This window comes from Paucihalobacter ruber, assembly GCF_006494535.1.
Taxonomy (GTDB): domain Bacteria; phylum Bacteroidota; class Bacteroidia; order Flavobacteriales; family Flavobacteriaceae; genus Paucihalobacter; species Paucihalobacter ruber.
Genome location: NZ_VHIQ01000006.1, coordinates 116,700 through 140,740, shown reverse-complemented (window position 1 = coordinate 140,740; position 24,041 = coordinate 116,700). Strand labels below are relative to the sequence as shown.

Genomic DNA, 24,041 nt, shown 5'->3' with positions numbered 1-24,041 from the left:
AAATTTAAATACTATAAAGCTAATTTAAGATTTTTTATATGTTTATTCTAATTCGGATGAATTACTAATTCATCTATTTAAAAAAACCATAACACATGATGGCATCTAATAATCTTTTAGAACTTAATATAATTAAACTTGATTTATAAACTCCAAAGCTCGTTTTTCGTTATAATAAACGCCTTTTCGTCCTATAAATCCAACATGTCCGCCATGGTTAGGCATTTCTAAAAACAGAGATTGATTTAGTTTTGCCTCTTTCACCGGAAAACATCGCGGCGATAGAAAGGAATCATTAAGCGCATTAATGATTAGCGTTGGCACTTTTATTTCTGATACAAACTGTAAACTACTACACCTTTCATAATAATCAAATTTATCTTGAAATCCGTGTGCCTTCGACGTATAAACGTCGTCAAAATCGTATAAGGTTTTAATGGCATTAATTTCTTCAACTGAAATTTTATTGGGGTGAAGTATTTGTTTTTTCTTCAATCTATCAACCAGATGCTGTTTAAATCTGATGGCGTACAATTTATTTTTCAAGGTGTGAAGTTCAGCAGCCGATCCTTTTAAATCGCATGGCACCGAAACAGCAACGGTTTTTTTTATCTGCTTTGGAATATCTTGGCGTTCACCTAAATATTTCAGCAATAAATTGCCGCCCAAACTAAAGCCTTTGATAAATAATTCAGAATAATCTTTGTTCTCAAGCACATGATTAACAACCGCCTCTAAATCTTCGGTAGCACCTGAATGATAACTTCGATATAGCATATTTTCTTCACCGCTGCAGCCTCTAAAATTGACACAAACGGCGTCAAATCCGTTGCTATTAAAAATCCTGGCTGTACCAACCATATACGGTCTTTGTGCGTTGCCTTCCAATCCATGCAAGACAATAACTAGTTTATTGGATTTTTCTTTTGAAAAACTCCAATCTAAATCCAGAAAGTCGCCATCGGGTAAATTGATGCGCTCGCGTTGCTGTGCCACCCCTTTGACCGTTCTAAACAAACCCGAATATACGGTTGAAACAAAACCCTTTTTGGATAAGATAGGCGGTTTGTATTGAGAAGTTATGATTGGCATTTTAATAGTTAGATATTAGGCGTAATAAATATATATTGAATTAAGATTTGTTACATTAAATTGCAGTTAAGATTCTAAAAATAAATAGTTTTACTCATCAAAAGTTGTTCATCATTTAATCTCCAACGTGGTAAACACAAACTTCTCACCATCAAATAAACCTTTATCACTAAGTTTTAACTTAGGTATGACGAGTAGTGCCATAAATGACAATGTCATAAATGGCGCATGTAGTGAACTGCCCAAACTTTTGGCTTTGTTGCTTAGCGTTTCATAAGCTTTACCTACCGTTTCTGCATCTAAATCGCTCATAATACCTGCAATTGGCAAGGCTATTACATCTTCTGTTTCTTCGGTAACCACAACAATGCCACCTTTATTTTTAATAATGGCGTTCACAGCTTTACAAATTAGTGCATCATTAACGCCAACCGCGAGGATATTATGACAATCGTGTGCCACAGAACTAGCAAGAGCGCCCTGTTTTAAACCAAAATTTTTAATGAATGCCATGGCAGGTATGTCGTTTTGATAGCGATTAACAACCGTCATTTTTAAAATATCTTTATCGATATTTGAGACTAGGTTCTCATCAATTAACAAAGCTTCTGCCTGAATTTCATTAGTTACCAGCTGTCCTTCTAAAGCTTCGATAACTCTTACGCGGTCTGAAGTAGCTTTAATTTTGAAATCTGATACCTGCTTAAAATCGGTTTTAAAATTGTTAGGCTTTTCAAATTTTACCGGTTTTATAAATGATTTTCCGTTATTAAACACCAATTCACCATTGATATAAGTACTCAAAACCTTAAAACTTGTCAAATCTTCAACTACAATAAAATCGGCACTGTGACCTTGTTTTAGTAGGCCAACCTCCAAATCATAATGTCTTACCGCATTTATACATGCTACCTGTAAGACTTTAAAGATGTCCATACCTTTAGCGATTGCCCTGGCACAAAGCTGGTTGATATGGCCAAGCAACAAATCGTCTGGATGTTTATCGTCGCTACAAAACATCATGTGTTCGTAAAATTGAGGCAATAAATCAATTAAAGCATCGAAGTTTTTAGCGGCACTACCTTCGCGAATAATCACATTCATCCCTTTTTGAAGTTTCTCGAGCGCTTCGTCGTAAGCAAAACATTCATGATCTGTAGAAATACCAGCCGCTATGTATGTTGTTAAATCATCGCCTCTTAAACCCGGTGCATGACCATCAACCGGTTTGTTATAATGTTTGGCCCATTCAATTTTTTTCAGAACTTCTTCATCATCAAAAATAACACCGGGATAATTCATCATTTCGGCTAAGTATTTAATTTCAGGATTTTGCAGTAAAGTCTTGATACCTTCAGAATCTATAACAGCTCCAGCCGATTCAAAATTAGTGGCCGGCACGCATGAAGGTGCTCCAAAATTAAATTTAAAAGGTGTTTGTTTTCCGTTTTCAATCATAAACTCAACACCTTTTACACCAAGTACATTGGCTATTTCATGCGGATCAGAAACTGTGGCAACAGTACCGTGGCAAACGGCAGCTTTAGCAAACTCGCTTGGCACCAGCATAGAACTTTCGATGTGGATATGCGCATCAACAAATCCCGGTAAAATGTACTGCTTTTCGTTGTGGCTTTCAGCTTCAATTTTCTTAATGATGCCGTTTTCTACGCTTACCGCTCCGCTATAAATCTTTCTTTGTTCAATATCTACAATTTGTCCGCGAATAATCATGAAATCAGTTCTATTTTAATAATTTGTGATGATTGTTGGTTGGCCATAAACCTTCGGTCTAAGCGATAATCGAGAATACAAACAATATCGCCTTCTGAGCAAAGTACCAATATTTGATCTTTTTCAACTAATGACAACTTAATATCCTTTAAATACTTACTTACTTTTTTCTTACCGGTCATTCCAACGGGATAAAAATAATCGCCATGTTGCCATTTTCTCAATTCCAATGGCAATTGAAGTTTTGCACCATCAATAAACATAGCTGTTGGGCTGTTATCGTCAACGGCTTCAACTTCACTTATATCAAGTTTACCATGAGGAAATTCAATAATTTCAGGCACTTTCGTAATTTGATAGACTTTGGTTTCTACAACATCTTTCAATTCAGATAACAATAAAACATCTCTGTTTTTAAGCAAAACATGCGTCTCTGAAAACACCTGCTTACCGGTTTGGGCATTGAGCAGATGTAAGATATCATCCCAGGCAGTAAATCCAAAGTCTTTAAACATATGGTATAAATAGGCATGCGGATTGTTCACCTTTTTAAATTCCGAAACTTTATAACTAATGCCATTGTCGTCTATGTTTACAATAGCGCGTTTGGCAACTGCGTTTAAACTTTCGTCTACAATATCGGCCACATCGTTTAAATGGCTCAAAGTGCTTTTAAAACTATCCAACAATTGCGGATTGATCTCTTTTAAGACAGGTACTACCTCGTGCCGCAATTTGTTTCGCAGGTATTTGGTTGAAATATTACTACTATCTTCACGCCAAAGTACATTGGCATTTTTGAGATAGGTTTCAATGTCTTCCCTGGAAAACGGCAGTAGTGGTCTAACAATGTTGTTATTAATCTCCGGAATTCCGGTTAATCCGTCTAAACCGGTTCCTCTCAAAAAATTAATCAGAAAGGTTTCCAGCTGGTCATCGGCGTGATGTGCCGTTAAAATAAAATCGAAATTTAAAGCTGTTGCCAGTTCCTGAAACCAATTGTAGCGCAGCTCTCGGGCTGCCATTTGTGTTGACAATTTGTTTTGTGCTGCGTAGTTTAAAGTATCGAATCTTTGGGTAAACACTTCAATATTTAATGATTCGGCCAACTGGATTACGAAAACCTCATCAGAATCACTTTCATTGCTTCTTAAACTGAAATTACAATGCGCTATGGCAACATTTAATTGCAATTGCGCGCATAAGTGTGTTAAAGCCACGCTATCTAATCCGCCCGAAACCGCCAATAATAATCTGGACTGCATAAGAAATGGAAATTTACTGGCGAGATGATTTTTAAAATGCTCTAACATGGCATAAATATACAATAATGAATGTTTAGGTTATTGTTGCTTTTATTTGACAAATATCAGTTAAAATATGGATAAAATTTGGTAAATTGTAGGTGTTAATTTATAAAAATTAAGGATATGAGAACTTTAAAAAACATCAGCTCAAAATCTGACCAAACTGCTTTCGATAAAAAAGTTCTTTCGGTTGTGCAACATCTGCATCCTTATACTAAACACAGAATTTATATAGCCGAAAGCACCGGTATCATTCCTAAAAACATGTATTCATCTACCGGAATTATAGATGATTGTATTATTCAACTTTACGAAAGTGGATATAATATTGATGCCGACAAACAACATATTAAATTAAAACTGTTTAAACTGGTTGACGAGCATCTTAATGCGCTTTTTAAAAAAGAAATGTTTCATAAATATTCTGTTAGTACCGATGATTTTTTGAAAAAAGAATTGGCCAGACTCAATGAAGATTTTACGGTTGATGCCGATATGGATTTAATTTTAAACACCGAATTAACCGATATTTCATACCAACAAAACAAGGACAACAAAATTTATTTATACGAAGACAAAGAAACATCGTTTAAAAAAGCACTGGATGTTAGCAGTTTAAAAGCCGAAGAATCACCAAAAGCCGTTGGTCGTTTTTACAACTGGCTGCCGGTTAATGTTTCAAATATTGTAGATTTATATGTTTTTGGTAATTTGGAATTTGAAGAAATCGCAAAGATTAAAAACATTAGTTTAAAACGTGTTGAAACCATTTTTGAAAAAGTAAAAGTGGCCTTTAAGAATCAATTAGAGTGATTTTTTAGTGCCTCGCGCATGGCCTTGGCTTTTACCAAACATTCTTCGTACTCATCGAGCGGATTACTTTTGGATGTAATGGCGCTTCCAACCGAAAATGATACGTATTTTTTCACTTCATTGTAAAGAATACTTCTAATCACCACATTGAAATCAAAATCATTTTCAGGTGTAAAATAGCCCACAGCACCCGAATAGAGTCCGCGTTTGGTTTCCTCCAATGCCTCGATTATTTGCATAGCCGAAAGTTTTGGCGCACCTGTCATGCTTCCCATCGGGAACGTGGTTTTAATAGTTTCGATGTAATCTTCATCGTTATCTAAAAGCGAAGTTACCGTTGAAATCATTTGATGTACTTGTTTGAAAGTATACACTTTACATAATTCATCAACTTCTACACTACCCTTTTTTGCGGTGTGTGATAAATCGTTTCTAACCAAATCCACAATCATGATATTTTCGCTTCTTTCTTTCTCGTTTTGTGATAATTCGAACTTTAAAGCCTTATCTTTTTCTTCATTTTTAGAACGTTTTGCAGTTCCTTTAATAGGTTGAGAAACTACTTTGCTACCTTGTTTTTGAATATATCTTTCGGGTGAGGCACAGAGCAAATAAAACTCATTCAGTTTCAAAAAAGCTGCAAATGGGGGTTGGGAAATATTGTTGAGTTTATTGAAGGTTTTAAGAGGGTTAATGATGGTATCTTCGGCATAAAACTCCTGACAAAAATTTGCCTCATAAATATCACCGCGATGAATATGCGCCAACATGGTATTTACTTTTTCAAAATAAGCATCTTTATGAATGCGCATTTTAATTTTGATATCGTTAGATTGGGCATTGTCGTAGTATGAATGAGAATTCATTGCTTCAATCGAGTTGAAATCTGCTTCAATGTCTTCTGAAACCATATTTAAATACTCAAAAACGACGGTATCACCCTTAAAAAACACTATTCTTTTAGGTTGAAAAAATTGTAAATCCGGAAATTCGAGTCCGTCGAAGTTATTGGATGTAAGACGTTCTAAATCGTTCTTTAAATCGTAGGTTAAGTACCCGAAGATCCAGTCTTTAGTGGCCTTTTGATAATCTTTTAAATCCTCGAAAGCGTTGTAGCTATCTGTTTTTATACCGGTAAAGGCATCGACCGCTAAGGCTGCATCAAATCTGCTGTATGCTTCCTGATAGTTATTAGAATCTAACCAAACTACTTCATCAAACTGCAAAGCCCAAAGCAGTAACTGCTTTTTAAATTTTGAAAGATTTTTGGGTTTAAATTCTACGGATGTTCTCAAGCAAAAAATTTGACGGCAAGTTACCAAAAATAAATGATGAAAATAAAATATCAGAATGGCTCTATGATCTTATCAATGGCAATTTGAAGGATTATTTTAAATTTTTATAAACTACCTTTGCACCATTAAAATCAAAACGTGACGTTTCAAGAACTCAATTTAAATACGCCATTATACAACGCCATAGCCGATTTAGGTTTTGAGAAGCCAACGGCAATTCAAGAGCAATCATTTAATGTGATTTGTTCCGGGAGAGATATGGTTGGTATTGCACAAACCGGAACCGGAAAAACATTTGCCTACATGCTGCCCATTTTGCGGGATTTAAAATTCTCTAAACAAGAGAATCCGCGTGTACTCATTTTGGTTCCAACAAGGGAATTGGTAATACAGGTGGTTGAAGAAATTGAAAAGTTATCAAAATACATCAATAACAGAGTATTAGGCGTGTATGGAGGCGTTAATATCAATCAACAAAAGGCCGATGTTGCGCAAGGATTAGATATTTTAGTAGCAACACCGGGTAGGTTATATGATTTGGCGGTAAGCAGAGTGTTACAATTAAAGTCTATTCAAAAATTGGTAATCGACGAAGTTGATGTGATGTTGGATTTGGGTTTTAGACATCAGCTTATCAACATTTTTGATATCCTGCCTGCGAAAAGGCAAAACATAATGTTTTCGGCAACTATGACTGAAGACGTGGATGCGTTGATCAACGATTTTTTTCTGAATCCTGAAAAAATTTCGGTAGCTGTTTCTGGAACACCGTTAGAAAATATTGCACAGTTTAGATACGACGTACCCAATTATTACACCAAATTAAACTTAATCATTCACTTACTAAAGGATACTAAGGATTTAAATAAAGTGCTTGTTTTTGTTTCTAATAAGCGCATGGCCGACAGGCTTTTTGATGGTTTAACCGAACATTTCTCTGGTGAATGTTGTGTGATTCATTCCAACAAAACCCAAAACTACCGCTTGCGAAGTATTGAGCAGTTTGACAAAGGAGACAAACGCATTTTAGTAGCAACCGATGTCATGGCAAGAGGTTTAGATTTTGAAACTGTTTCGCATGTATTTAACTTCGATACACCTTCATTTCCGGAAAATTACATGCACCGAATAGGCAGAACCGGTCGTGCTGAACAAAAAGGTGTAGCCATTTTGTTTTCTGCGGAAGCTGAGAGTGAAGCAAGAGAACAAATTGAGGCATTGATGCAAATGACAATTCCTGTATTGGAATTGCCTGAATCTGTAACCATTTCCACCGAACTTCTTGATGAAGAAAGACCAGAAAACAAAGAACGATACAATCCGTTAAAACGTGACGAAGATGAAGTTGGGCCGGCATTTCACGAGAAAAAAGAAAAAAATAAAAAGGTTAATTTAGGCGGCTCCTACAAACGAGAAATTGTAAAAAAATACAAGAAGCCAAAAACCCGAGGCGATAAAAATTACAATAAAAGAAATAAAAAGAAATAGTAAAATGACATCTACCATGCGTTTAATTTTTGCCACTGTAACCATTGTATTAATAACGTTAACTTCTAGCCATGCTAACGATTTTTGGGGACCTACCGGCCATAGAGTTGTGGGAGAAATTGCCACCGACTATTTAAAACCATCAACCAATAGAAAGATCAAAAAGCTGTTAGATGGTCAATCTTTGGCCTATGTTTCAACCTATGCCGACGAAATTAAAGCTGACGATCGTTATAAAAAATTTGAAACTTGGCATTACATTAATATGCCAATGGACGCCGATTATAACGCTGAAAAAAGAAATGAAAAAGGCGATTTGGTCTCAGCCATTGAATATTGTATATCAATTATTACCAACGATGACAGTAGTAAAGACGACAAAGCTTTTTACCTAAAATTACTGGTTCATTTTATTGGTGATTTACACCAGCCGATGCATGTTGGATTAGAAGAAGATAGAGGCGGAAACGACTTTAAGGTATATTGGTTTAGAAAAGACTCTAATTTACATCGCGTTTGGGATTCAGATATGATAGACGGCAACAAAATGAGTTATACTGAACTTGCCCAAAACCGATATTATTTCAGTAAAAATGAAATAAAAACCATCAAACGAGGTAGCGTGACAGATTGGGTCAACGAAGTTCATAAAGTTACCGCTAAGGTTTACATGTCGGCTAAACCGGGTGATTATTTAGGTTATCGCTATTCTTATGATTATTTTAGTATTGCCGAAATGCAACTTCACAAAGCCGGTATTAGGTTGGCTCAAGTGCTAAACGACATTCTGTAATGCAGAAATTAAAATGATTTGTTTTTTGATAAAAAATGCTCAAAAATTAAAGACCCCACAGGTTTTGAAAACCTGTGAGGTCTGAATTTTTTTTATAGTGTTTTACCAGCTTTTAAACGTGAAGTGCTCTATCCTCAGTTGCAGCTAAAGCCGCTTCTTTGATAGCTTCAGTATAAGTTGGATGCGCGTGCGACATTCTGGCTACATCTTCGGCTGAAGCTCTAAATTCCATAGCTACAACAGCTTCGGCTATTAAGTCGGCACAACGGGCACCAATCATATGTACTCCTAAAATTTCATCGGTAGTTTTATCGGCTAAAATTTTCACAAATCCATCGGTATCCATACTGGCGCGGCTTCTACCTAATGCTCGCATTGGGAATTGTCCGGTTTTATAGTCTACACCGGCTTCTTTTAGTTCTTCTTCTGTTTTACCAACCGAAGCCACTTCGGGCCAGGTATAGACCACACCCGGAATTAAATTGTAATCAATATGCGGTTTTTGACCTGCCATCACTTCGGCAACAAAGGTACCTTCTTCTTCGGCTTTGTGAGCCAGCATGGCGCCTTTAACTACATCGCCTATGGCATAGATATTTTTTACGTTGGTTTGCAGGTGCTCGTTGACTTCTACTCTACCTCTATTATCGGCTTTTACGCCGGCAGCCTCTAGATTTAAACCTTCGGTGTAGGCTTTTCTTCCAACGGAAACCAAACAGTAATCACCCTTAAATTCAATTTCTTCACCTTTTTTATTATCGGCCTTAACTATAATTTCATCGCCATTTCTTTCAACAGATTTCACCTGATGCGACACGTGAATATTAAATTTTTGCTTTTTGAAAACCTTGGTCAGTTCTTTTGAAAGTCCTGAATCCATGGTTGGAATAATTCGATCCATATATTCAATCACAGACACTTCAGCACCAAGACGTTTGTAAACCTGACCAAGTTCTAAACCAATAACGCCGCCACCAATAATAATGAGATGATTAGGGATTTCGGTAAGTTTAAGCGCTTCAGTAGACGTGATGATGCGCTCTTTATCTAAGTTGATAAATGGTAAATTAGCAGGTTTACTACCTGTAGCGATGACGATTTTCTTAGCCTCAATAGTGTCAACTTTACCATCGTTATCGGTGATATTAACGTGGGTTGCGTCTTTAAAACTTCCCAATCCGTGATAGACATCAATGTTGTTCTTCTTCATTAAAAAATCAATACCACCGGTTGTTTGATCAACTACAGCCTGCTTACGTGCAATCATTTGTTTGAGGTTCACTTTAATTTCGCCGGGAATATCAATACCGTGCTCTTCAAAATGTTTAACGGCGTCTTCATAGTGATGCGAAGAATCTAACAGCGCTTTGCTTGGTATACAACCAACGTTTAGGCAAGTACCTCCAAGTGTGTTATATTTTTCGATAAGAGCAGTTTTCATTCCCAATTGTGCGCATCGAATGGCACATACGTAACCTCCGGGACCGGAACCTATTATTGCAACGTCGTAACTTGTCATATGAATATTGAATTTTATTTTTTAACGAACTGCAAAAATACAATATAGAATGCTGTTTACAGAATTTTAAAGCCTAAAATAACGTCCGTCAATTGCGAAAGTTTTCAATATTATGCCAATTCTAAAGCTGTTGAATTTTTAACCTCATTAATCACGAACATGCTATGTGTACTGCCTATATGCTGAATTGAGGTGAGTTTATTCACCATAAATTCTCTAAAGGCTTCCATATCTTTTACCACTACTTTTAATAGGTAATCATAATCGCCGCTTATGTGATGACATTCTAAAACTTCGGGCAGTTTGGCAACTTCCTTTTCAAATTTCACCACAAAATCACGACTGTGCTGCGCCAGTTTGATATGACAAAATGCAGAGAAATTTTTATCCACGACTTTGTGATCTACCAATGCGACATATTTTTTAAGTACGCCGTTGTTCTCTAGTTTTTTAATACGTTCAAATATAGCAGTTACTGACATATCAAGCCGGTAAGCCAGTGCTTTATTGGTTTGTTTGCTGTCTTGCTGCAACAAGTTTAGAAGCGCTTTGTCTATTGGATCTAATTCCATCGTCTGAAAATTTTTCTATACTTCAACTATCTTTAGTTCAATAATAATATATTTTTCTGTATAAATAAATAATAAAAGAATATTTTTCTATATAATTTAAATTTATATAAATATTAATCTAAATATTTAGACATTTGTAAAACAACTTTTAAAACTTAATATCATGTCATTTAATCCGGCCAACAAAATTCAGGACTTACAGTATTTTGGCGAATTTGGAGGTGTTAACCCATCTATTTCAGATTCATCTACTTATACATTTCTTTCCGCGAAAACCATGTTCGACACCTTTGAAGGCAATGCCGATGGTTGTTATTTATATTCCAGACATTCATCACCATCAAATTTGTATTTAGGTGAAGCATTGGCCGCTATGGAAGGTACTGAAACTGCTACTGTAACCGCTTCGGGAATGGGTGCCATCACAGCTATTATCATGCAGCTATGCCAAGCAGGCGACCATGTGGTGTCGGCCCGCACCATTTACGGAGGTACTTATGCCTTCTTAAAAAACTTTGCTCCAAAATTTAATATAAACACGTCTTTTGTTGATATTACCAACCTGCAAACTGTTGAAGATGCTATTACAACCAAAACCAAAATTTTATACTGCGAGGCTGTAAGCAATCCGTTACTTGAAGTAGCCAATATTAAGGCGCTTTCTAAACTGGCTAAAAAACACCATTTAACCTTAGTGGTCGACAATACATTTTCACCGCTTACTATAAGTGCTGCCAAATTAGGTGCAGACATCGTAATTCATAGTCTTACCAAATTCATTAATGGCAGTAGCGATACCGTTGGCGGTGTTATTTGTGGGACTAAAGAATTAATTAACAACTTAAGAAATGTCAACGATGGCGCGTGCATGTTATTAGGTGCTACCATGGATAGTTTAAGAGCCGCTTCCATTCTTAAAAACCTGAGAACATTACATATAAGAATGAAGCAACACAGCCACAACGCTGCTTATTTAGCGCAAAAATTTGAGGAAATAGGATTAAAAACTGTTTATCCGGGATTGGCCTCGCACAAATCTCACGAGCTTTTTAAATCAATGATGAATGTAGAATACGGCTTTGGTGGCATGCTCACCATTGATGTAGGTAATATAGAAACCGCTAATGCTCTTATGGAATTAATGCAACAACGCAATCTGGGATATTTGGCGGTAAGTCTTGGTTTTTATAAAACATTATTTAGCGCACCGGGAACTTCAACCTCTTCTGAAATACCCGAAGACGAACAACAACAAATGGGATTAAGCGACGGTTTGATTAGGTTCTCAATTGGTTTGGACGATGATATTGAACGCACTTACGAAATGATGCGTCAGTGTATGATAGATTTAAATATAATGGTGCCATCAGAATCCTCGATCGTCATTTAAATCAAGAAAGATTATTTTATAAAGTCCTGCAATGTGCAGGACTTTTTCATTTGCAATACTCTGTACAAAATTGTAACATTACAATCTCAAAAAATTATCTAATCAAATAACATGGCAGAAACAAGCCCTTCGCAATCCCAAATAGATAAGAATAACAATCCTCAAAATAATATAAGCCTGTTTGCAGCCCTTATTCCGGTAATTGCTTTGGTTGGCATGCTGTTTTACAACGTTTTTGTGGTTTATGGCGATGATGCCTTAAGCGGCAGCAATCAGTTTGTATTATTACTGGGGGCAGCGGTTGCTGCATTGGTAGGTACCTATTACAAGGTGTCTTTTACCAATATGATTCATGAAGTTGGTGAAAACATTAAATCTACCGCCGGTGCTATATTAATTTTGTTAATGGTTGGTGCCTTGGCAGGTACGTGGTTGATTAGCGGTATTATTCCTACCATGATTTATTACGGTTTACAACTGTTAAATCCTACTATCTTTTTGGCCGCTTGTGTGGTGATATGCGCTATTATTTCAATTGCAACCGGCAGCTCTTGGACCACTTCAGCAACTGTAGGAATAGCCTTGATAGGCATTGGGAATACATTGGGTATTAACCCGGGAATGACGGCAGGTGCAGTTTTATCGGGTGCTTACTTTGGTGATAAATTGTCTCCTTTAAGCGATACCACGAATTTAGCTCCTGCCATGGCTGGCACAGATTTGTTTACGCACATCAAATACATGACTTATACAACGGTACCAACCATTATCATCACGCTTATTGTATTTGTAATATTGGGATTAAATATCAGCACTGAAGCAATTCCTGATGTAGGCGAACAACTGGTTGCCATTTCAGATGCTTTTAACATCACGCCCTGGCTTTTGGCAGTGCCGGCCATTGTTATTGTGTTAATCATAAAAAAAGTCTCTCCTTTGGTTGCGCTTTTGGCAGGAACGCTTTTAGGCGCTTTGGCCGCTTTGATATTTCAACCTCAAATTATCACCAGCATCGCCGGCACAGAAGTAATCGATTTTAAATCCGGCTATAAAGGTGTTATGGATGCCATTACCGTTGGTGCATCTGTGGAAACTGACAGTAAAGAATTAAACGATTTGTTTTCGTCAAGTGGTATGGCAGGCATGCTTAATACCATTTGGCTTATCATTTGTGCTATGGCTTTTGGCGGTGTAATGGATGCCATTGGTGCCTTGTCTAAAATAAGTGAAGCATTATTAAGTATTGCCAAATCTGTTTTTGGTTTGTTTGCAAGCACGGTAGCCAGTTGTTTAGCTTTAAATATTGCGGCTTCAGATCAATATCTGGCTATAGTAGTACCCGGAAAAATGTTTAAAAAAGCTTACGAAGACAAAGGTCTGGCTCCTGAAAATTTAAGTAGAACTTTGGAAGATTCAGGAACTGTAACTTCGGTATTGATTCCTTGGAATACCTGTGGCGCTTATCAAAGTGGTGTTTTGGGTGTTGGTGTTGGTGAGTATTTTGCTTTTGCGATTTTTAACTGGCTGAGCCCGATTATGACTTTGATTTTTGCGGCTTTTAATATTAAAATCCGTCAATTGGTTAAATCATAAAAAAAGCCTCTTCTCGCGAAGAGGCTTTTTACAACCTAACTTAAATCAATCAAAATATTACTATTTTGGAAACACAACAAAGGGTCATCACTCCTTTCCTGCATACTTTAATTCTTTTTGTTGAACAAATTTAAGTAATTATTAAACAAAATACATCCTATTATAATAATTTTAACTTTTTAAATCTTAACTTTGAGACAGAAAAAAGAAAGATTAAGATAAAACTTGTTTTGTTTAATTTATTAGTCGTAATCTATTGGATTTTGATTTAAAACTTAAACATCAATGTTAAAATCTTGCAATTAATTACTGAAGTCATTAATTTTAATCAAAAAGAAAAAAAATGCTATTGAAAAAGACGAACATCGAAAGTGAATTATCCCGTTTAAGGTTTAAAACAGCATCTGAAGAAAACATCTTAGAAAGCGTTGCTCAAATTTTAAAAGAAGACAACCAAAAGGATGATGACATACTGGAAACCATAATTACCGGTAATTCTGCCAAAGTAAATAATTTTGATTTTGATTTGCTTGAAACCCAAAATATCTACCACCTGGATACTATTAAGAGTATTTGTATAGATTACAGACTGCGTTTTCTTGATACCAAGTTATTTAAAGGTGAAATTCCTTACGAAGCCATTTCAAAGATTAAAGAACTTGAAAAAGCGCACAATACCGAGTTAAAAGGCTTTAAAATTGTAGCACCTTCAAAATTATTTAAATTAGAAAATGCTGATGATCCCCTATTGTTTGCGCCCATTGGTAACGGTTATTATTACTTAATTCACAAGTGGGGTAACGATTTAAATCCGTTGAGAAAGTGGTTGATGTTACCTTTTAAAAACTTTGAAAACCTGGTTGCTTTAACCTTGATAGTAAGTTTTATTGCTACATTTTTAGTGCCTGAAGGACTGTTCTCTAAGCAAAATACCACGGCTGAGTTTTGGATGATATTTTTCTTTATGTTTAAATTTATTGGGGCTATTGTCATTTACTACACCTTCGCATCCGGTAAGAATTTTAACAACGCCATTTGGGATAGTAAATATTTTAATGCCTAAAATCAGTATTAAGATATTGATTATTTTGTATCTTGTAAAGAGCAAAATATAATCATTATGGACCATTTTAATTACACCAAAGTTTACGCAGGCAATTTTGTTATTGCACAGCGTATTGTAAGCGAATTACAAGCCATTGGAATTAACCCGATAGTAAAAGATGAAACCGAATCTGGCAGATTGGCAGGTTTCGGCGCATCTATTGCAGGCTTTCAGGAAATTTATGTTAGTAATGAGGAAGTTTCCAAAGCCGAACGTATTGTTAGCGGCATTCAGTCTTCAATGGAAGCCTGATTTAAACCGTAACACTGTACATTTTTTGACGTAATTCTCTTATGGCCGCATCGTCCATATACTCATCAAATGTGGTGTAACGATCAATCGCACCGTTTGGAGTTAATTCAATAATTCTGTTACCTACTGTTTGTGCAAATTCGTGATCGTGCGTTGTTAGTATCACATTACCCTTAAAGTTTTTAAGCGAATTGTTAAATGTCGTTATACTTTCGAGATCCAAGTGATTGGTAGGTTCGTCAAGCATTAAAACGTTGGCTCTTGTCATCATCATTCGGCTCATCATACATCTTACCTTTTCGCCTCCTGACAATACATCGGAAGTTTTCAACGCTTCTTCACCACTAAAAATCATCTTGCCCAAAAATCCTCTAATGTAAACTTCTTCGCGTTCTTCTTCGGTTTTGGCCCATTGTCTCAACCAATCAACCAAGGTTAACTTATTTTGAAAAAACTCGCTATTATCCAAGGGTAAATAAGACTGAGTTGTAGTAACACCCCATTCAAATTTGCCGCTATCGGGCTTTTGATTGCCGTTTAAAATTTCGAAAAAGGCAGTAGTAGCTCTCGAGTCTTTTGAATACAACACCACCTTATCGCCTTTTGCCAAGTTGATATCCACATTTTGAAATAACACCTCGCCTTCTAAAGATGCCGATAAACCAACAACGTTTAGAATTTGGTCGCCTGCTTCGCGTTCTCTTTCAAAAATAATGGCGGGATAGCGTCTACTGGAAGGTTTAATATCGGCTACATTCAACTTTTCAATCATTTTTTTACGGCTGGTAGCTTGTTTAGATTTTGCTACGTTCGCCGAAAAACGTCTGATAAATTCTTCCAACTCTTTCTTTTTCTCTTCGGCCTTTTTATTTTGCTGAGCGCGTTGTCTCGCAGCTAACTGAGAAGACTCATACCAAAAAGTATAGTTACCAGAGTAATGGGTTATTTTTCCAAAGTCGATATCAGAAATGTGCGTACAAACAGCATCTAAAAAGTGACGGTCGTGAGAAACTACAATAACGCAGTTATTGTAATTGGCCAAAAAGTTTTCTAACCATTGAATAGTTTCGTAATCTAAATCGTTTGTTGGCTCATCCATGATGAGTACATCCGGATTCCCAAAAAGTGCCTGTGCCAATAACACACGTACCTTTTGCTTGCCGTCTAAATCGGCCATTAAGGTATAGTGGAAATCTTCTTTGATATCTAGATTAGACAGTAATGCAGCTGCATCGCTTTCGGCATTCCAACCGTTCATTTCTTCAAATTGTACTTGAAGTTCTCCAATTTTTTCAGCGTTTTCATCGGTATAATCGGCATACAAGGCGTCAATTTGACTTTTAATTTTATACAACGGCTTATTACCCATTAACACGGTTTCCAAAACGGTATTTTCATCGTAAAGGTTGTGATTTTGCTCTAAAACAGACATACGTTTACCCGATTCTAGATGCACACTTCCCGATGTTGGATCCATTTTACCGGAAATAATTTTAAGAAATGTAGATTTTCCGGCGCCATTAGCACCAATAATACCATAGCAATTACCTTGTGTAAAGGTGGTATTGACTTCATCAAACAAAATGCGTTTGCCAAATTGAACCGAAAGATTAGAAACTGATAACATAACTCTATTTTAAATTTGGCGCAAAAGTAATCAAACCAAACCACTATTTGAAATAAAACCCGTGTATATCAACTTTAACAGCGCCTTAACAAGGTCTAGACACCACAACTCATATTTTTGTTAGGTATTTGAAATTTGTAAATTATTGATGAAAGCAATTATAAGCACAGTGCTCCTGTTTGTTTTTTTAGTTGGCTGCAAGGAATCTAATTCTGATAGTACAGCTTGTGCTTATTTTGGCGGGGAAATAAATAACCCAACAGCCGACTACGTGACGTTTAGACATTCAAAAAACAAAATAGCCGATACCTTATTTTTAGATGACAATAATCGATTTATCCAAAAAATAGATAGCTTAAATCCCGGCATTTATTTTTTCTCTCACGGCGGTGAGTATCAAATGCTGCTTTTAGAACCTAAAGACAGCATTATGTTTAGACTCAACACAGCCGATTTTGACGAGTCGCTGGTTTATTCAGGTAATGGCGCAAAAAAGAATAACTGGATTATACGTACCTTTTTAGATAACGAAAGAAAAGCACGTAAACTTTCGGAATACTTTAAAATGGAGCCCGAAGCGTTTCACAATATGATTGAAACTAAAAGGACTGCGGCACACGATAGACTTAACGATTACTTACAATTAAACTCAGAATCTGAACAATTTATTGAGTTAGCTAAAGGCCAGATTGATTACGGTCATTTTGCGCTTAAAGAAATTTATCCATTTGGCTATTTTGGCAACAATAAAATGGTTCACATAAAAGATTTACCTGAAGAATTCTATGCCTTCAGAAATGAAGTTGATTTTAACTCTACAGAACTGTCCGAAGTTTATGCCTACAGCAGATATTTATTTTCGTTTTTTGATAATATCGCCGTTAATGAATATTACAGGCATCACGATTTCCATGAAAGTTTTGACAGAGAATCGCTCATCCACAGTTTATCTAAATTAAAATTAATTGATAGTGTTATAGAAAGTGAGCAGATTAAAAATAATCTTTTAAAATTCACTACACGTAATTTTATAAACGGTTGTAATAATTTAGAACAAGTAAATGTTATATTAACAGACTATCTCAACAGATGTGCTGACGAGGTTTCTAAAAAAGAAATGATTGATTTGGCCCACGCAATTTCAAAAATTCAACCAGGTAAAAAGTTACCAAATATTGAACTTGTTGATGCTTTAAACAATACCCACAACATATTAGATCTTATTGACGAAACAACGGTCATTTATTTTTGGTCTTCAAATTATAAAAGGCATTTAAAAAATGTACAACGCAGAGTTTTGCAATTAAAAGAAGAACATCCTAACATAAAATTTGTAGCCATCAACATTAATAGCGACAATAAATCTCATTGGAGAAAAACACTCGAAAACGCTTCTTTTGACTTAAACAGTGAATACCGATTTAAAGACGCCTCTTATTCAAAAAAGGCTTATGTAATTAATTCTGTTAACAAAGTAATTTTGGTAGATAAAAATCACACCATCATACACCCGAATGTAAGGATGTTTGGAAACGATATGGAAAACCTGTTAGCCGGTTTATAAAAAAAAGCGCCGGTTGGCCCTCTAATTTTTTATTGATTTCCCTTTTTATAATCTGCAAGAAATTTTTCTAAACCAATATCAGTTAACGGATGATTTAAAAGTCCGAGTATAGAACTCAACGGGCCGGTCATGACATCAGCACCCATTTTAGCGCAATCAATAACGTGCATGGTGTGTCTTACCGAAGCAGCGAGAATTTGTGTTTCAAAATCATAGTTATCATAAATATGACGAATTTCAGAAATTAGATTTAAACCATCGGTTGAGATATCGTCTAGTCTACCAATAAAAGGTGATACATAAGTAGCACCGGCTTTTGCAGCCAATAAGGCCTGACCAGGAGAAAACACCAAAGTAACATTGGTTTTAATCCCTTTATCTGAAAAGTATTTACAAGCTTTTATACCATCTTTTATCATTGGTAATTTAATCACAATTTGCGGATGCAAATCTGCCAATGCCTCGCCTTCTCTTACCATACCGTCAAAATCTGTTGAAATCACTTCAGCAGATACATCACCATCCACAATATTACAGATGTCTACATAGTGTTTTAAAATATTGTTGGTACCGGTAATACCTTCTTTAGCCATTAAAGACGGATTGGTGGTTACACCATCTAGAACGCCCAAATCCTGAGCTTCTTTTATTTGACTTAAGTTTGCTGTATCTATAAAAAATTTCATGATTGAATAAATATTTTTTAAAGTTCAAAATTACAATTTATTCGGCCTTTTCTGTTTAAAATTATTAAAACATATTAACAGTAAAAGTGCCTTTAAAAATTAAAGGTTATAATGATTAATGAGCATTTTTTCGTAAACCTTATCCGGTAATATTCGCTTTAAAACAATTGAGAATTTCTGAAGAAAAGCACCAACCTTATAATGTATTTTTGGATTTTTGGTTTGAATAATTTTATAAACTTCCTGAGCCATTACTAACGGATTACTGCCACTATCTACATGTTCGTCCATAGTTCTCAAAACATCAGTATATATTTCTTTATAAGGTGAATTCTCAAGTACAGGTGCATGATAACGACCGGCCGCAATGTTTGTAGCAAAATCTCCGGGAGCAACATTGGTCATTTTAATGTTAAAATCTTTAATTTCCATTCTAAACGCCTCAGTAATAATTTCTAAAGCACCTTTACTGGCGCTGTAAACACCACGATAAGGCAAACCCATATAACCGGCAATGGAGGTTATGTTTATAATGAGCCCTGAATTTTGCTGTCTCATTTGAGGTAAAACAGCTTTGATAACGCGAATGGGCCCGAAAAAATTGGTTTCGAAATTGTCTTTAACTGCTTCCATAGGAATTTCTTCCAAAGGTCCCGTAATTCCGGCACCCGCATTATTGATTAAAACATCGAGCTGTCCTTCGTTTTGAACGATTAAATCCACGGCCGAACAAATAGAGACTTCATCTTTTACATCTAATGGTACTAACTTAATTTTAGAATTGGGATAATTTTCGGGTTGCCGGCTGGTGCCATAAACCTTGAAGCCTTTGTCTAATAAGAACTCGCCAATAGACTTTCCGATACCTGAAGAACCGCCGGTAATTAATACAATTTTAGACATACTTATGGTTTTGATGCCAAAAATACAATAAGTGAAAAAATAAAATTAAGGTGAATGAATTTTAATTAACCTACCTCTATTGAAAATAAATTAATGTGTTGAATAGAAATAAATGAAACAAATAAAAAAACTAGGAGAAAATATATGATTTTTTAAAATGAGATTCCTGCTTTCTCAGGGAAAAAAAGGCAAGCTACCTACATCACACCGCTACGACCGCGTACCTTTGCTGCGTTCCCGCCCTGGAGGATTCAGCAGGAGCTGGTTGTGTAGGACTTGCCAACTGCAAAGATACAACCTTTTAATAGTTTTACAATAGTTTTATAAACTGAATTTTATTAAATAACTTGCCGAAAAATTAAAAGTATGATTCGAAAGAAGTTATTAATTGTTGGTTTTATTATTTTTTCTTTACTTAATTCCTGTGGAAGTAGTTCTTCAGATAAAACACCGTTGTTTACTATTGAAACCAATTCAAAAAGTAACAGCTTTAAGCTAGGAGATACACTCACCATAAACATCATTAATAACAAGCAAAAAACTATTAATACAGTAACACATAAGCTTCAAAATATAACATTGGACAACAAGGTTGTTCTTGATAATTTCAAACTGGGCGTCCATAATTTAACCACCACCATCAATTACGATGACACCTCTGAAACACTCAATACAAAAATCACCATCTTAAATAATCAAACGCCAAAGATATTAGGCTTTGAAATTATCAATACCTATCCGCACGATATAACCTCATATACCCAAGGATTAGAATTTTATAACGGCAATTTATACGAAAGTACAGGTCAGTACACCGAATCTAAACTGAGGAAAATAAATTATAAAACGGGTGATGTATTGCAGGAACACAAACTGGCAGACCGCTATTTTGGTGAAGGTCTTACCATTTTAAATGATAAAATTTTTCAGCTTACCTGGCAAGAAAACACAGGCTTTGTTTACAATGCAGAAACCTTCGACGTATTAAACACCTTTAAATACGGCAAAAGCAAAGAAGGCTGGGGTTTGTGCAACGATGGTGAAAAACTCTATAAATCTGATGGCACAGAAAACATTTACATTTTAGACGCCAATACACAAGCCGAAACAGCCCACATTCAAGTATTTACAGACAAAGGTAAAATTGGCGCACTTAACGAACTTGAATGGATAGACGGTAAAATTTACGCTAACATTTACCAGCGTAATGGCGTGGTCATTATTAACCCAAAAAATGGCGCAACCGAAGCCGTTATTGACTTTTCTTCATTAAAATCTAAAGTAAAACAGCACACAGGATTAGATGTTTTAAATGGTATTGCCTTTAATCCCGATACCCAAACTATTTTTGTTACCGGTAAGCGATGGAACCAATTGTTCGAAGTAAAACTCACCGAAAAATAAATGAAAATTTACACCCAGGAAATTACGGTAAGTCTAAGCGATTTAGACGAACTTCAGCATGTTAATAATGTGCAATATGTGCAATGGGTTCAAGATATTGCCGAAGCCCATTGGAAAAGTAAAGCCACCAATGACATACTCAATAATTATTTTTGGGTCTTACTAAACCATTCTATTCAATATAAAAGTGAAGCCAAACTTAACGAGGTTATTTTCCTAAAAACTTACGTTGTAAATTCTGAAGGCTTAACCTCAACCCGAAAGGTTGAAATGTATCACAAAAACTCGGAGAAATTAATTGTAAGCTCAGAAACTGTTTGGTGTTTAATGCGTTATGACACCAAAAAGCCGACACGAATCCCTGCTGAAATTGAAAATTTGTTCAGTTAACAAAGACACGTTAAATTTTCCCAAATAAATTTTTAATTAAACACTTAATCACTTTATTTGTGAATCAAGTACTTAAATCACATCAATGAAGTATTGTATTAGTTTAGTAGTTGTTATTATCTGTTTTCATTTGAATGCACAAACGGTTTCAGGTATCATTTACGACGAAGATGAAGCTTTAGTAGCCGTTAAAATCACCAATAAATCTCAAAACATAATGGTGTTAAGTAATACCGATGGCACCTTTTCAATTCCTGCCAAATTAAAAGACAGCCTACAATTTCAATCGTCGTTTCACCTTTTAAAAACTTTTGTAGTTTCAGAAAAACACTTTGTTGAAGATTTGGTTATCGAACTAAAAAAATCGGAAGAAACTTTAGGTGAAGTTTATTTAGAAAATGAAGCCAAAGTTAAGTTTTTTGAAGAAAAATACAGCGCTACGTTATCTGAACAAATAGCTAATGACATTAAAAACAACTCCGAAAATTATAGCGCAGCCGCGAGTGGCAACATGGATTTTATTGCTATTTTCGGAATGGTAGCTAAACTTTTTAAAGGGAAAAAAACAAAAGATAAGGATACAATAAATTATTTAGACGCTAAGCAATTTAAAGTGTTTTTTGAAGAGGATAAATTTTTTAATCATGACTTCTTGCTAAAAGACCTTAACATAGGTTCAGAATATCACGAGTTATTTTTTGACTACTTAGAAACTAAGGCGATATCTTCTCAATTACTTGAAGAAAATGAACAAATAAACTTAATAGCGTTATTTTTAGACTATAGTAAGGAGTTTAAAACCATAATTGCAGAAAGTATTAATCAACGAGACTAATCCATTAAAAAAGGAAAATCAATTTGTAATAAAATTTAAAATCAAAAGTTATACTTTTGGTCTGTTTTGCTAAAACAACTTTATGAAGCAATTTTTTTATTTCATTATTTGTGCTTTTTTTCTTGTTTTCTGGAGTTCATGCAGAGAAGATTTTAATTTTTCACCAAGTACCGGCAACCTGGAGTTTTCAAAAGACACCATTTATCTTGACACTGTTTTTACCAATATTGGCAGCAGTACATACAACTTAAAAGTCTACAATCGAAGTAATAAAGACATTGTAATACCTGTAATTCAACTAGCACAAGGTGAAAATTCATTTTATAGAATGAATGTTGACGGAAGTACAGGCAATGAAGGCACACTGCAAGGCAAACGCTTTGAAGATGTTGAGCTTTTGGCAAAAGACAGTATGTTTATTTTTATTGAAACCACCATAAATATTGAGACTCTTTCGGCTTCAGACACGCAATTTTTATATACCGACGCCATTCTTTTTGACGGCGGAACCAATCAGCAAAGAGTTGAATTGGTTACTTTAGTAAAAGATGCCGTTTTTATATATCCGCAGCGCTTTGAAGATGGTTTTATTGAAACCTTAACCTTTGATGCAGATGGCGATGGAACACCTGATGAGACCAATTTACAAGGTCGTTTTCTCAATGACGATGAACTTACCTTTACTAACGAAAAACCCTATGTTATTTATGGATATGCAGCAGTTGGCGATGGAAAAATATTGGTGATGCAACCGGGAACTAGAGTTCATTTTCATGCAGACTCAGGATTGTTAATTACCAACGGTGGCAGTCTGCAAATAAACGGAGCCTTAAGTGCCAATCAGACATTAATGGAAGGTGAGGTAATTTTAGAAGGTGATCGTTTAGAGCCATTATTTAGTGATATTCCCGGACAATGGGGTACTATTTGGCTGTTTAACGATAGTAATAATAACAGCATTAACCACGCTACGATTAAAAATGCTACGGTAGCCATTTTATGCGATGGCAATCAGGACGATTCTAACAAATTAAATATCAGCAATACCCAAATTTATAATTCGAGTAACTTCGGAATTTTGGGCAGAGCTACGTCAGTTAACGGAACCAATGTTGTTATTAACAACTCGGGGCAATCCTCTTTTGCAGGCACTTTTGGCGGGCGTTATAATTTTACGCACAGCACATTGGTTAATTATTGGAATACTAGTTTTAGACAGTTTCCTTCGGTATTGATTAATAATTTTTTAATTGATGAAGATAATAACGCTATCACCAACAACCTTGAAGAAGCCAACTTTAATAATTGCATCATAGACGGTAACAGTAATGTTGAGTTCTTACTGGAAGATTTAAATGGAAGCAGTTTCAACTACAAGTTTAATAACTGCTTGCTACGTTTTAATAATAACAACCTTTCAGGAACCGGTAACTATAACTTAAGCGAGATCAATTATTACGAGAATAACGTTTTTAATTCAAACCCTAACTTTAAGTTACCTTTTGAAAACCAATTAATTATTGGCAATAACTCAGCAGCTATCAACATAGGTAACACTACCTTTGCTAATAACGTACCTAACGATATTTTAGGCGTTAGCAGAACGGCATCGCCTGATGCCGGTGCTTATCAACACATTACTTTTGATGATTAATTTGAATTGACAAAAGCAATAATTT

21 protein-coding genes and 1 other RNA gene are annotated in these 24,041 nt (G+C 35.5%); 12 read left to right on the top strand and 10 right to left on the bottom strand.

Annotated features, from left to right (window positions below; all coding sequences use genetic code 11):
- Positions 1–132 precede the first annotated feature (132 nt).
- The 3 genes from FJ651_RS12450 to tilS form a co-directional block, all read right to left on the bottom strand.
- Positions 133–1,092 carry a YheT family hydrolase gene (locus tag FJ651_RS12450; RefSeq protein ID WP_140990863.1) on the bottom strand — a complete coding sequence of 320 codons (960 nt, stop codon included), beginning with the start codon at positions 1,090–1,092 and terminating at the stop codon, positions 133–135.
- Between the two features lie 111 nt (positions 1,093–1,203).
- A complete protein-coding gene (ade, locus tag FJ651_RS12445; protein ID WP_140990862.1) occupies positions 1,204–2,826 on the bottom strand; it encodes an adenine deaminase in 1,623 nt (540 codons plus the stop codon).
- Positions 2,823–4,091, bottom strand: a complete 1,269-nt coding sequence (tilS, locus tag FJ651_RS12440; protein WP_246085366.1) for a tRNA lysidine(34) synthetase TilS — start codon at positions 4,089–4,091, stop codon at positions 2,823–2,825. Before tilS ends, ade begins: the two co-directional genes overlap by 4 nt.
- Before the next feature lie 165 nt (positions 4,092–4,256).
- Here tilS and FJ651_RS12435 point away from each other — a divergent pair, with 165 nt between their 5' ends.
- Complete coding sequence (locus FJ651_RS12435; RefSeq protein ID WP_140990861.1) at positions 4,257–4,946, top strand: hypothetical protein; 690 nt, start codon at positions 4,257–4,259, stop codon at positions 4,944–4,946.
- On the opposite strand, the gene FJ651_RS12430 is transcribed toward FJ651_RS12435, so the two are convergent.
- On the bottom strand, positions 4,934–6,241 hold the full coding sequence (locus FJ651_RS12430) for an anthranilate synthase component I family protein (RefSeq protein WP_140990860.1): 1,308 nt from the start codon (positions 6,239–6,241) through the stop codon (positions 4,934–4,936). The genes FJ651_RS12435 and FJ651_RS12430 overlap by 13 nt on opposite strands.
- Before the next feature lie 138 nt (positions 6,242–6,379).
- Here FJ651_RS12430 and FJ651_RS12425 point away from each other — a divergent pair, with 138 nt between their 5' ends.
- Together FJ651_RS12425 and FJ651_RS12420 are read left to right on the top strand one after the other, a co-directional pair.
- Positions 6,380–7,729, top strand: a complete 1,350-nt coding sequence (locus tag FJ651_RS12425) for a DEAD/DEAH box helicase (RefSeq protein WP_140990859.1) — start codon at positions 6,380–6,382, stop codon at positions 7,727–7,729.
- 16 nt (positions 7,730–7,745) lie between these two features.
- Positions 7,746–8,522: a S1/P1 nuclease gene (locus FJ651_RS12420; protein WP_140990858.1), complete on the top strand. Its 777-nt coding sequence runs from the start codon at positions 7,746–7,748 to the stop codon at positions 8,520–8,522.
- A gap of 112 nt (positions 8,523–8,634) precedes the next feature.
- Here the strand turns inward: FJ651_RS12420 and lpdA are convergent, their stop codons facing one another.
- Positions 8,635–10,041: a dihydrolipoyl dehydrogenase gene (lpdA, locus tag FJ651_RS12415; protein ID WP_140990857.1), complete on the bottom strand. Its 1,407-nt coding sequence runs from the start codon at positions 10,039–10,041 to the stop codon at positions 8,635–8,637.
- A gap of 110 nt (positions 10,042–10,151) precedes the next feature.
- Positions 10,152–10,613, bottom strand: a complete 462-nt coding sequence (locus FJ651_RS12410; protein ID WP_140990856.1) for an Lrp/AsnC family transcriptional regulator — start codon at positions 10,611–10,613, stop codon at positions 10,152–10,154.
- Between the two features lie 163 nt (positions 10,614–10,776).
- Between FJ651_RS12410 and FJ651_RS12405 the strand changes: the two genes are divergently transcribed.
- The 4 genes from FJ651_RS12405 (at position 10,777) to FJ651_RS12390 (ending at position 14,953) form a co-directional block, all read left to right on the top strand.
- A complete protein-coding gene (locus FJ651_RS12405) occupies positions 10,777–12,003 on the top strand; it encodes an aminotransferase class I/II-fold pyridoxal phosphate-dependent enzyme (protein ID WP_140990855.1) in 1,227 nt (408 codons plus the stop codon).
- Positions 12,004–12,114: 111 nt separating this feature from the next.
- Positions 12,115–13,596 carry a Na+/H+ antiporter NhaC gene (gene nhaC / locus FJ651_RS12400; RefSeq protein WP_140990854.1) on the top strand — a complete coding sequence of 494 codons (1,482 nt, stop codon included), beginning with the start codon at positions 12,115–12,117 and terminating at the stop codon, positions 13,594–13,596.
- Between the two features lie 343 nt (positions 13,597–13,939).
- Positions 13,940–14,659 carry a hypothetical protein gene (locus tag FJ651_RS12395; RefSeq protein WP_140990853.1) on the top strand — a complete coding sequence of 240 codons (720 nt, stop codon included), beginning with the start codon at positions 13,940–13,942 and terminating at the stop codon, positions 14,657–14,659.
- A gap of 57 nt (positions 14,660–14,716) precedes the next feature.
- Positions 14,717–14,953, top strand: a complete 237-nt coding sequence (locus FJ651_RS12390; RefSeq protein ID WP_140990852.1) for a putative signal transducing protein — start codon at positions 14,717–14,719, stop codon at positions 14,951–14,953.
- Between the two features lies 1 nt (position 14,954).
- On the opposite strand, the gene FJ651_RS12385 is transcribed toward FJ651_RS12390, so the two are convergent.
- On the bottom strand, positions 14,955–16,580 hold the full coding sequence (locus FJ651_RS12385; protein WP_140990851.1) for an ABC-F family ATP-binding cassette domain-containing protein: 1,626 nt from the start codon (positions 16,578–16,580) through the stop codon (positions 14,955–14,957).
- A 148-nt stretch (positions 16,581–16,728) separates the two neighbouring features.
- Here FJ651_RS12385 and FJ651_RS12380 point away from each other — a divergent pair, with 148 nt between their 5' ends.
- The gene (locus FJ651_RS12380) at positions 16,729–18,144 is read left to right on the top strand and encodes a TlpA family protein disulfide reductase (RefSeq protein WP_140990850.1); all 1,416 of its coding nucleotides are present in this window, start codon (positions 16,729–16,731) and stop codon (positions 18,142–18,144) included.
- A 29-nt stretch (positions 18,145–18,173) separates the two neighbouring features.
- On the opposite strand, the gene fsa is transcribed toward FJ651_RS12380, so the two are convergent.
- The 3 genes from fsa to ffs form a co-directional block, all read right to left on the bottom strand.
- Positions 18,174–18,830, bottom strand: coding sequence for a fructose-6-phosphate aldolase (gene fsa, locus FJ651_RS12375; RefSeq protein WP_140990849.1), 657 nt, complete (start codon positions 18,828–18,830; stop codon positions 18,174–18,176).
- 99 nt (positions 18,831–18,929) lie between these two features.
- Complete coding sequence (locus tag FJ651_RS12370) at positions 18,930–19,733, bottom strand: SDR family oxidoreductase (protein WP_140990848.1); 804 nt, start codon at positions 19,731–19,733, stop codon at positions 18,930–18,932.
- A gap of 183 nt (positions 19,734–19,916) precedes the next feature.
- Positions 19,917–20,015, bottom strand: an RNA gene (gene ffs / locus FJ651_RS12365) — signal recognition particle sRNA small type.
- Between the two features lie 84 nt (positions 20,016–20,099).
- On the opposite strand from ffs, the gene FJ651_RS12360 reads away from it, so the two are divergent.
- From FJ651_RS12360 to FJ651_RS12345, 4 genes are all read left to right on the top strand, one after another.
- Positions 20,100–21,137: a glutaminyl-peptide cyclotransferase gene (locus FJ651_RS12360; protein ID WP_140990847.1), complete on the top strand. Its 1,038-nt coding sequence runs from the start codon at positions 20,100–20,102 to the stop codon at positions 21,135–21,137.
- Entirely contained in the window at positions 21,138–21,527 is a 390-nt protein-coding gene (locus tag FJ651_RS12355; RefSeq protein ID WP_140990846.1) for an acyl-CoA thioesterase, read from the top strand. It abuts the gene before it with no gap.
- A gap of 85 nt (positions 21,528–21,612) precedes the next feature.
- Positions 21,613–22,362: a hypothetical protein gene (locus FJ651_RS12350; RefSeq protein WP_140990845.1), complete on the top strand. Its 750-nt coding sequence runs from the start codon at positions 21,613–21,615 to the stop codon at positions 22,360–22,362.
- A gap of 82 nt (positions 22,363–22,444) precedes the next feature.
- On the top strand, positions 22,445–24,016 hold the full coding sequence (locus FJ651_RS12345; RefSeq protein WP_140990844.1) for a hypothetical protein: 1,572 nt from the start codon (positions 22,445–22,447) through the stop codon (positions 24,014–24,016).
- Positions 24,017–24,041 lie beyond the last annotated feature (25 nt).

Excerpts from the sequence above, each read along its gene's own strand:
- FJ651_RS12450 (WP_140990863.1), bottom strand. The coding sequence starts at position 1,092 with ATGCCAATCATAACTTCTCAATACAAACCGCCTATCTTATCCAAAAAG.
- ade (WP_140990862.1), bottom strand. The coding sequence starts at position 2,826 with ATGATTATTCGCGGACAAATTGTAGATATTGAACAAAGAAAGATTTAT.
- tilS (WP_246085366.1), bottom strand. The coding sequence starts at position 4,091 with ATGCAGTCCAGATTATTATTGGCGGTTTCGGGCGGATTAGATAGCGTG.
- FJ651_RS12435 (WP_140990861.1), top strand. The coding sequence starts at position 4,257 with ATGAGAACTTTAAAAAACATCAGCTCAAAATCTGACCAAACTGCTTTC.
- FJ651_RS12420 (WP_140990858.1), top strand. The coding sequence starts at position 7,746 with ATGCGTTTAATTTTTGCCACTGTAACCATTGTATTAATAACGTTAACT.
- lpdA (WP_140990857.1), bottom strand. The coding sequence starts at position 10,041 with ATGACAAGTTACGACGTTGCAATAATAGGTTCCGGTCCCGGAGGTTAC.
- FJ651_RS12410 (WP_140990856.1), bottom strand. The coding sequence starts at position 10,613 with ATGGAATTAGATCCAATAGACAAAGCGCTTCTAAACTTGTTGCAGCAA.
- FJ651_RS12405 (WP_140990855.1), top strand. The coding sequence starts at position 10,777 with ATGTCATTTAATCCGGCCAACAAAATTCAGGACTTACAGTATTTTGGC.
- nhaC (WP_140990854.1), top strand. The coding sequence starts at position 12,115 with ATGGCAGAAACAAGCCCTTCGCAATCCCAAATAGATAAGAATAACAAT.
- FJ651_RS12395 (WP_140990853.1), top strand. The coding sequence starts at position 13,940 with ATGCTATTGAAAAAGACGAACATCGAAAGTGAATTATCCCGTTTAAGG.
- FJ651_RS12390 (WP_140990852.1), top strand. The coding sequence starts at position 14,717 with ATGGACCATTTTAATTACACCAAAGTTTACGCAGGCAATTTTGTTATT.
- FJ651_RS12385 (WP_140990851.1), bottom strand. The coding sequence starts at position 16,580 with ATGTTATCAGTTTCTAATCTTTCGGTTCAATTTGGCAAACGCATTTTG.
- FJ651_RS12380 (WP_140990850.1), top strand. The coding sequence starts at position 16,729 with ATGAAAGCAATTATAAGCACAGTGCTCCTGTTTGTTTTTTTAGTTGGC.
- fsa (WP_140990849.1), bottom strand. The coding sequence starts at position 18,830 with ATGAAATTTTTTATAGATACAGCAAACTTAAGTCAAATAAAAGAAGCT.
- FJ651_RS12370 (WP_140990848.1), bottom strand. The coding sequence starts at position 19,733 with ATGTCTAAAATTGTATTAATTACCGGCGGTTCTTCAGGTATCGGAAAG.
- FJ651_RS12360 (WP_140990847.1), top strand. The coding sequence starts at position 20,100 with ATGATTCGAAAGAAGTTATTAATTGTTGGTTTTATTATTTTTTCTTTA.
- FJ651_RS12355 (WP_140990846.1), top strand. The coding sequence starts at position 21,138 with ATGAAAATTTACACCCAGGAAATTACGGTAAGTCTAAGCGATTTAGAC.
- FJ651_RS12350 (WP_140990845.1), top strand. The coding sequence starts at position 21,613 with ATGAAGTATTGTATTAGTTTAGTAGTTGTTATTATCTGTTTTCATTTG.
- FJ651_RS12345 (WP_140990844.1), top strand. The coding sequence starts at position 22,445 with ATGAAGCAATTTTTTTATTTCATTATTTGTGCTTTTTTTCTTGTTTTC.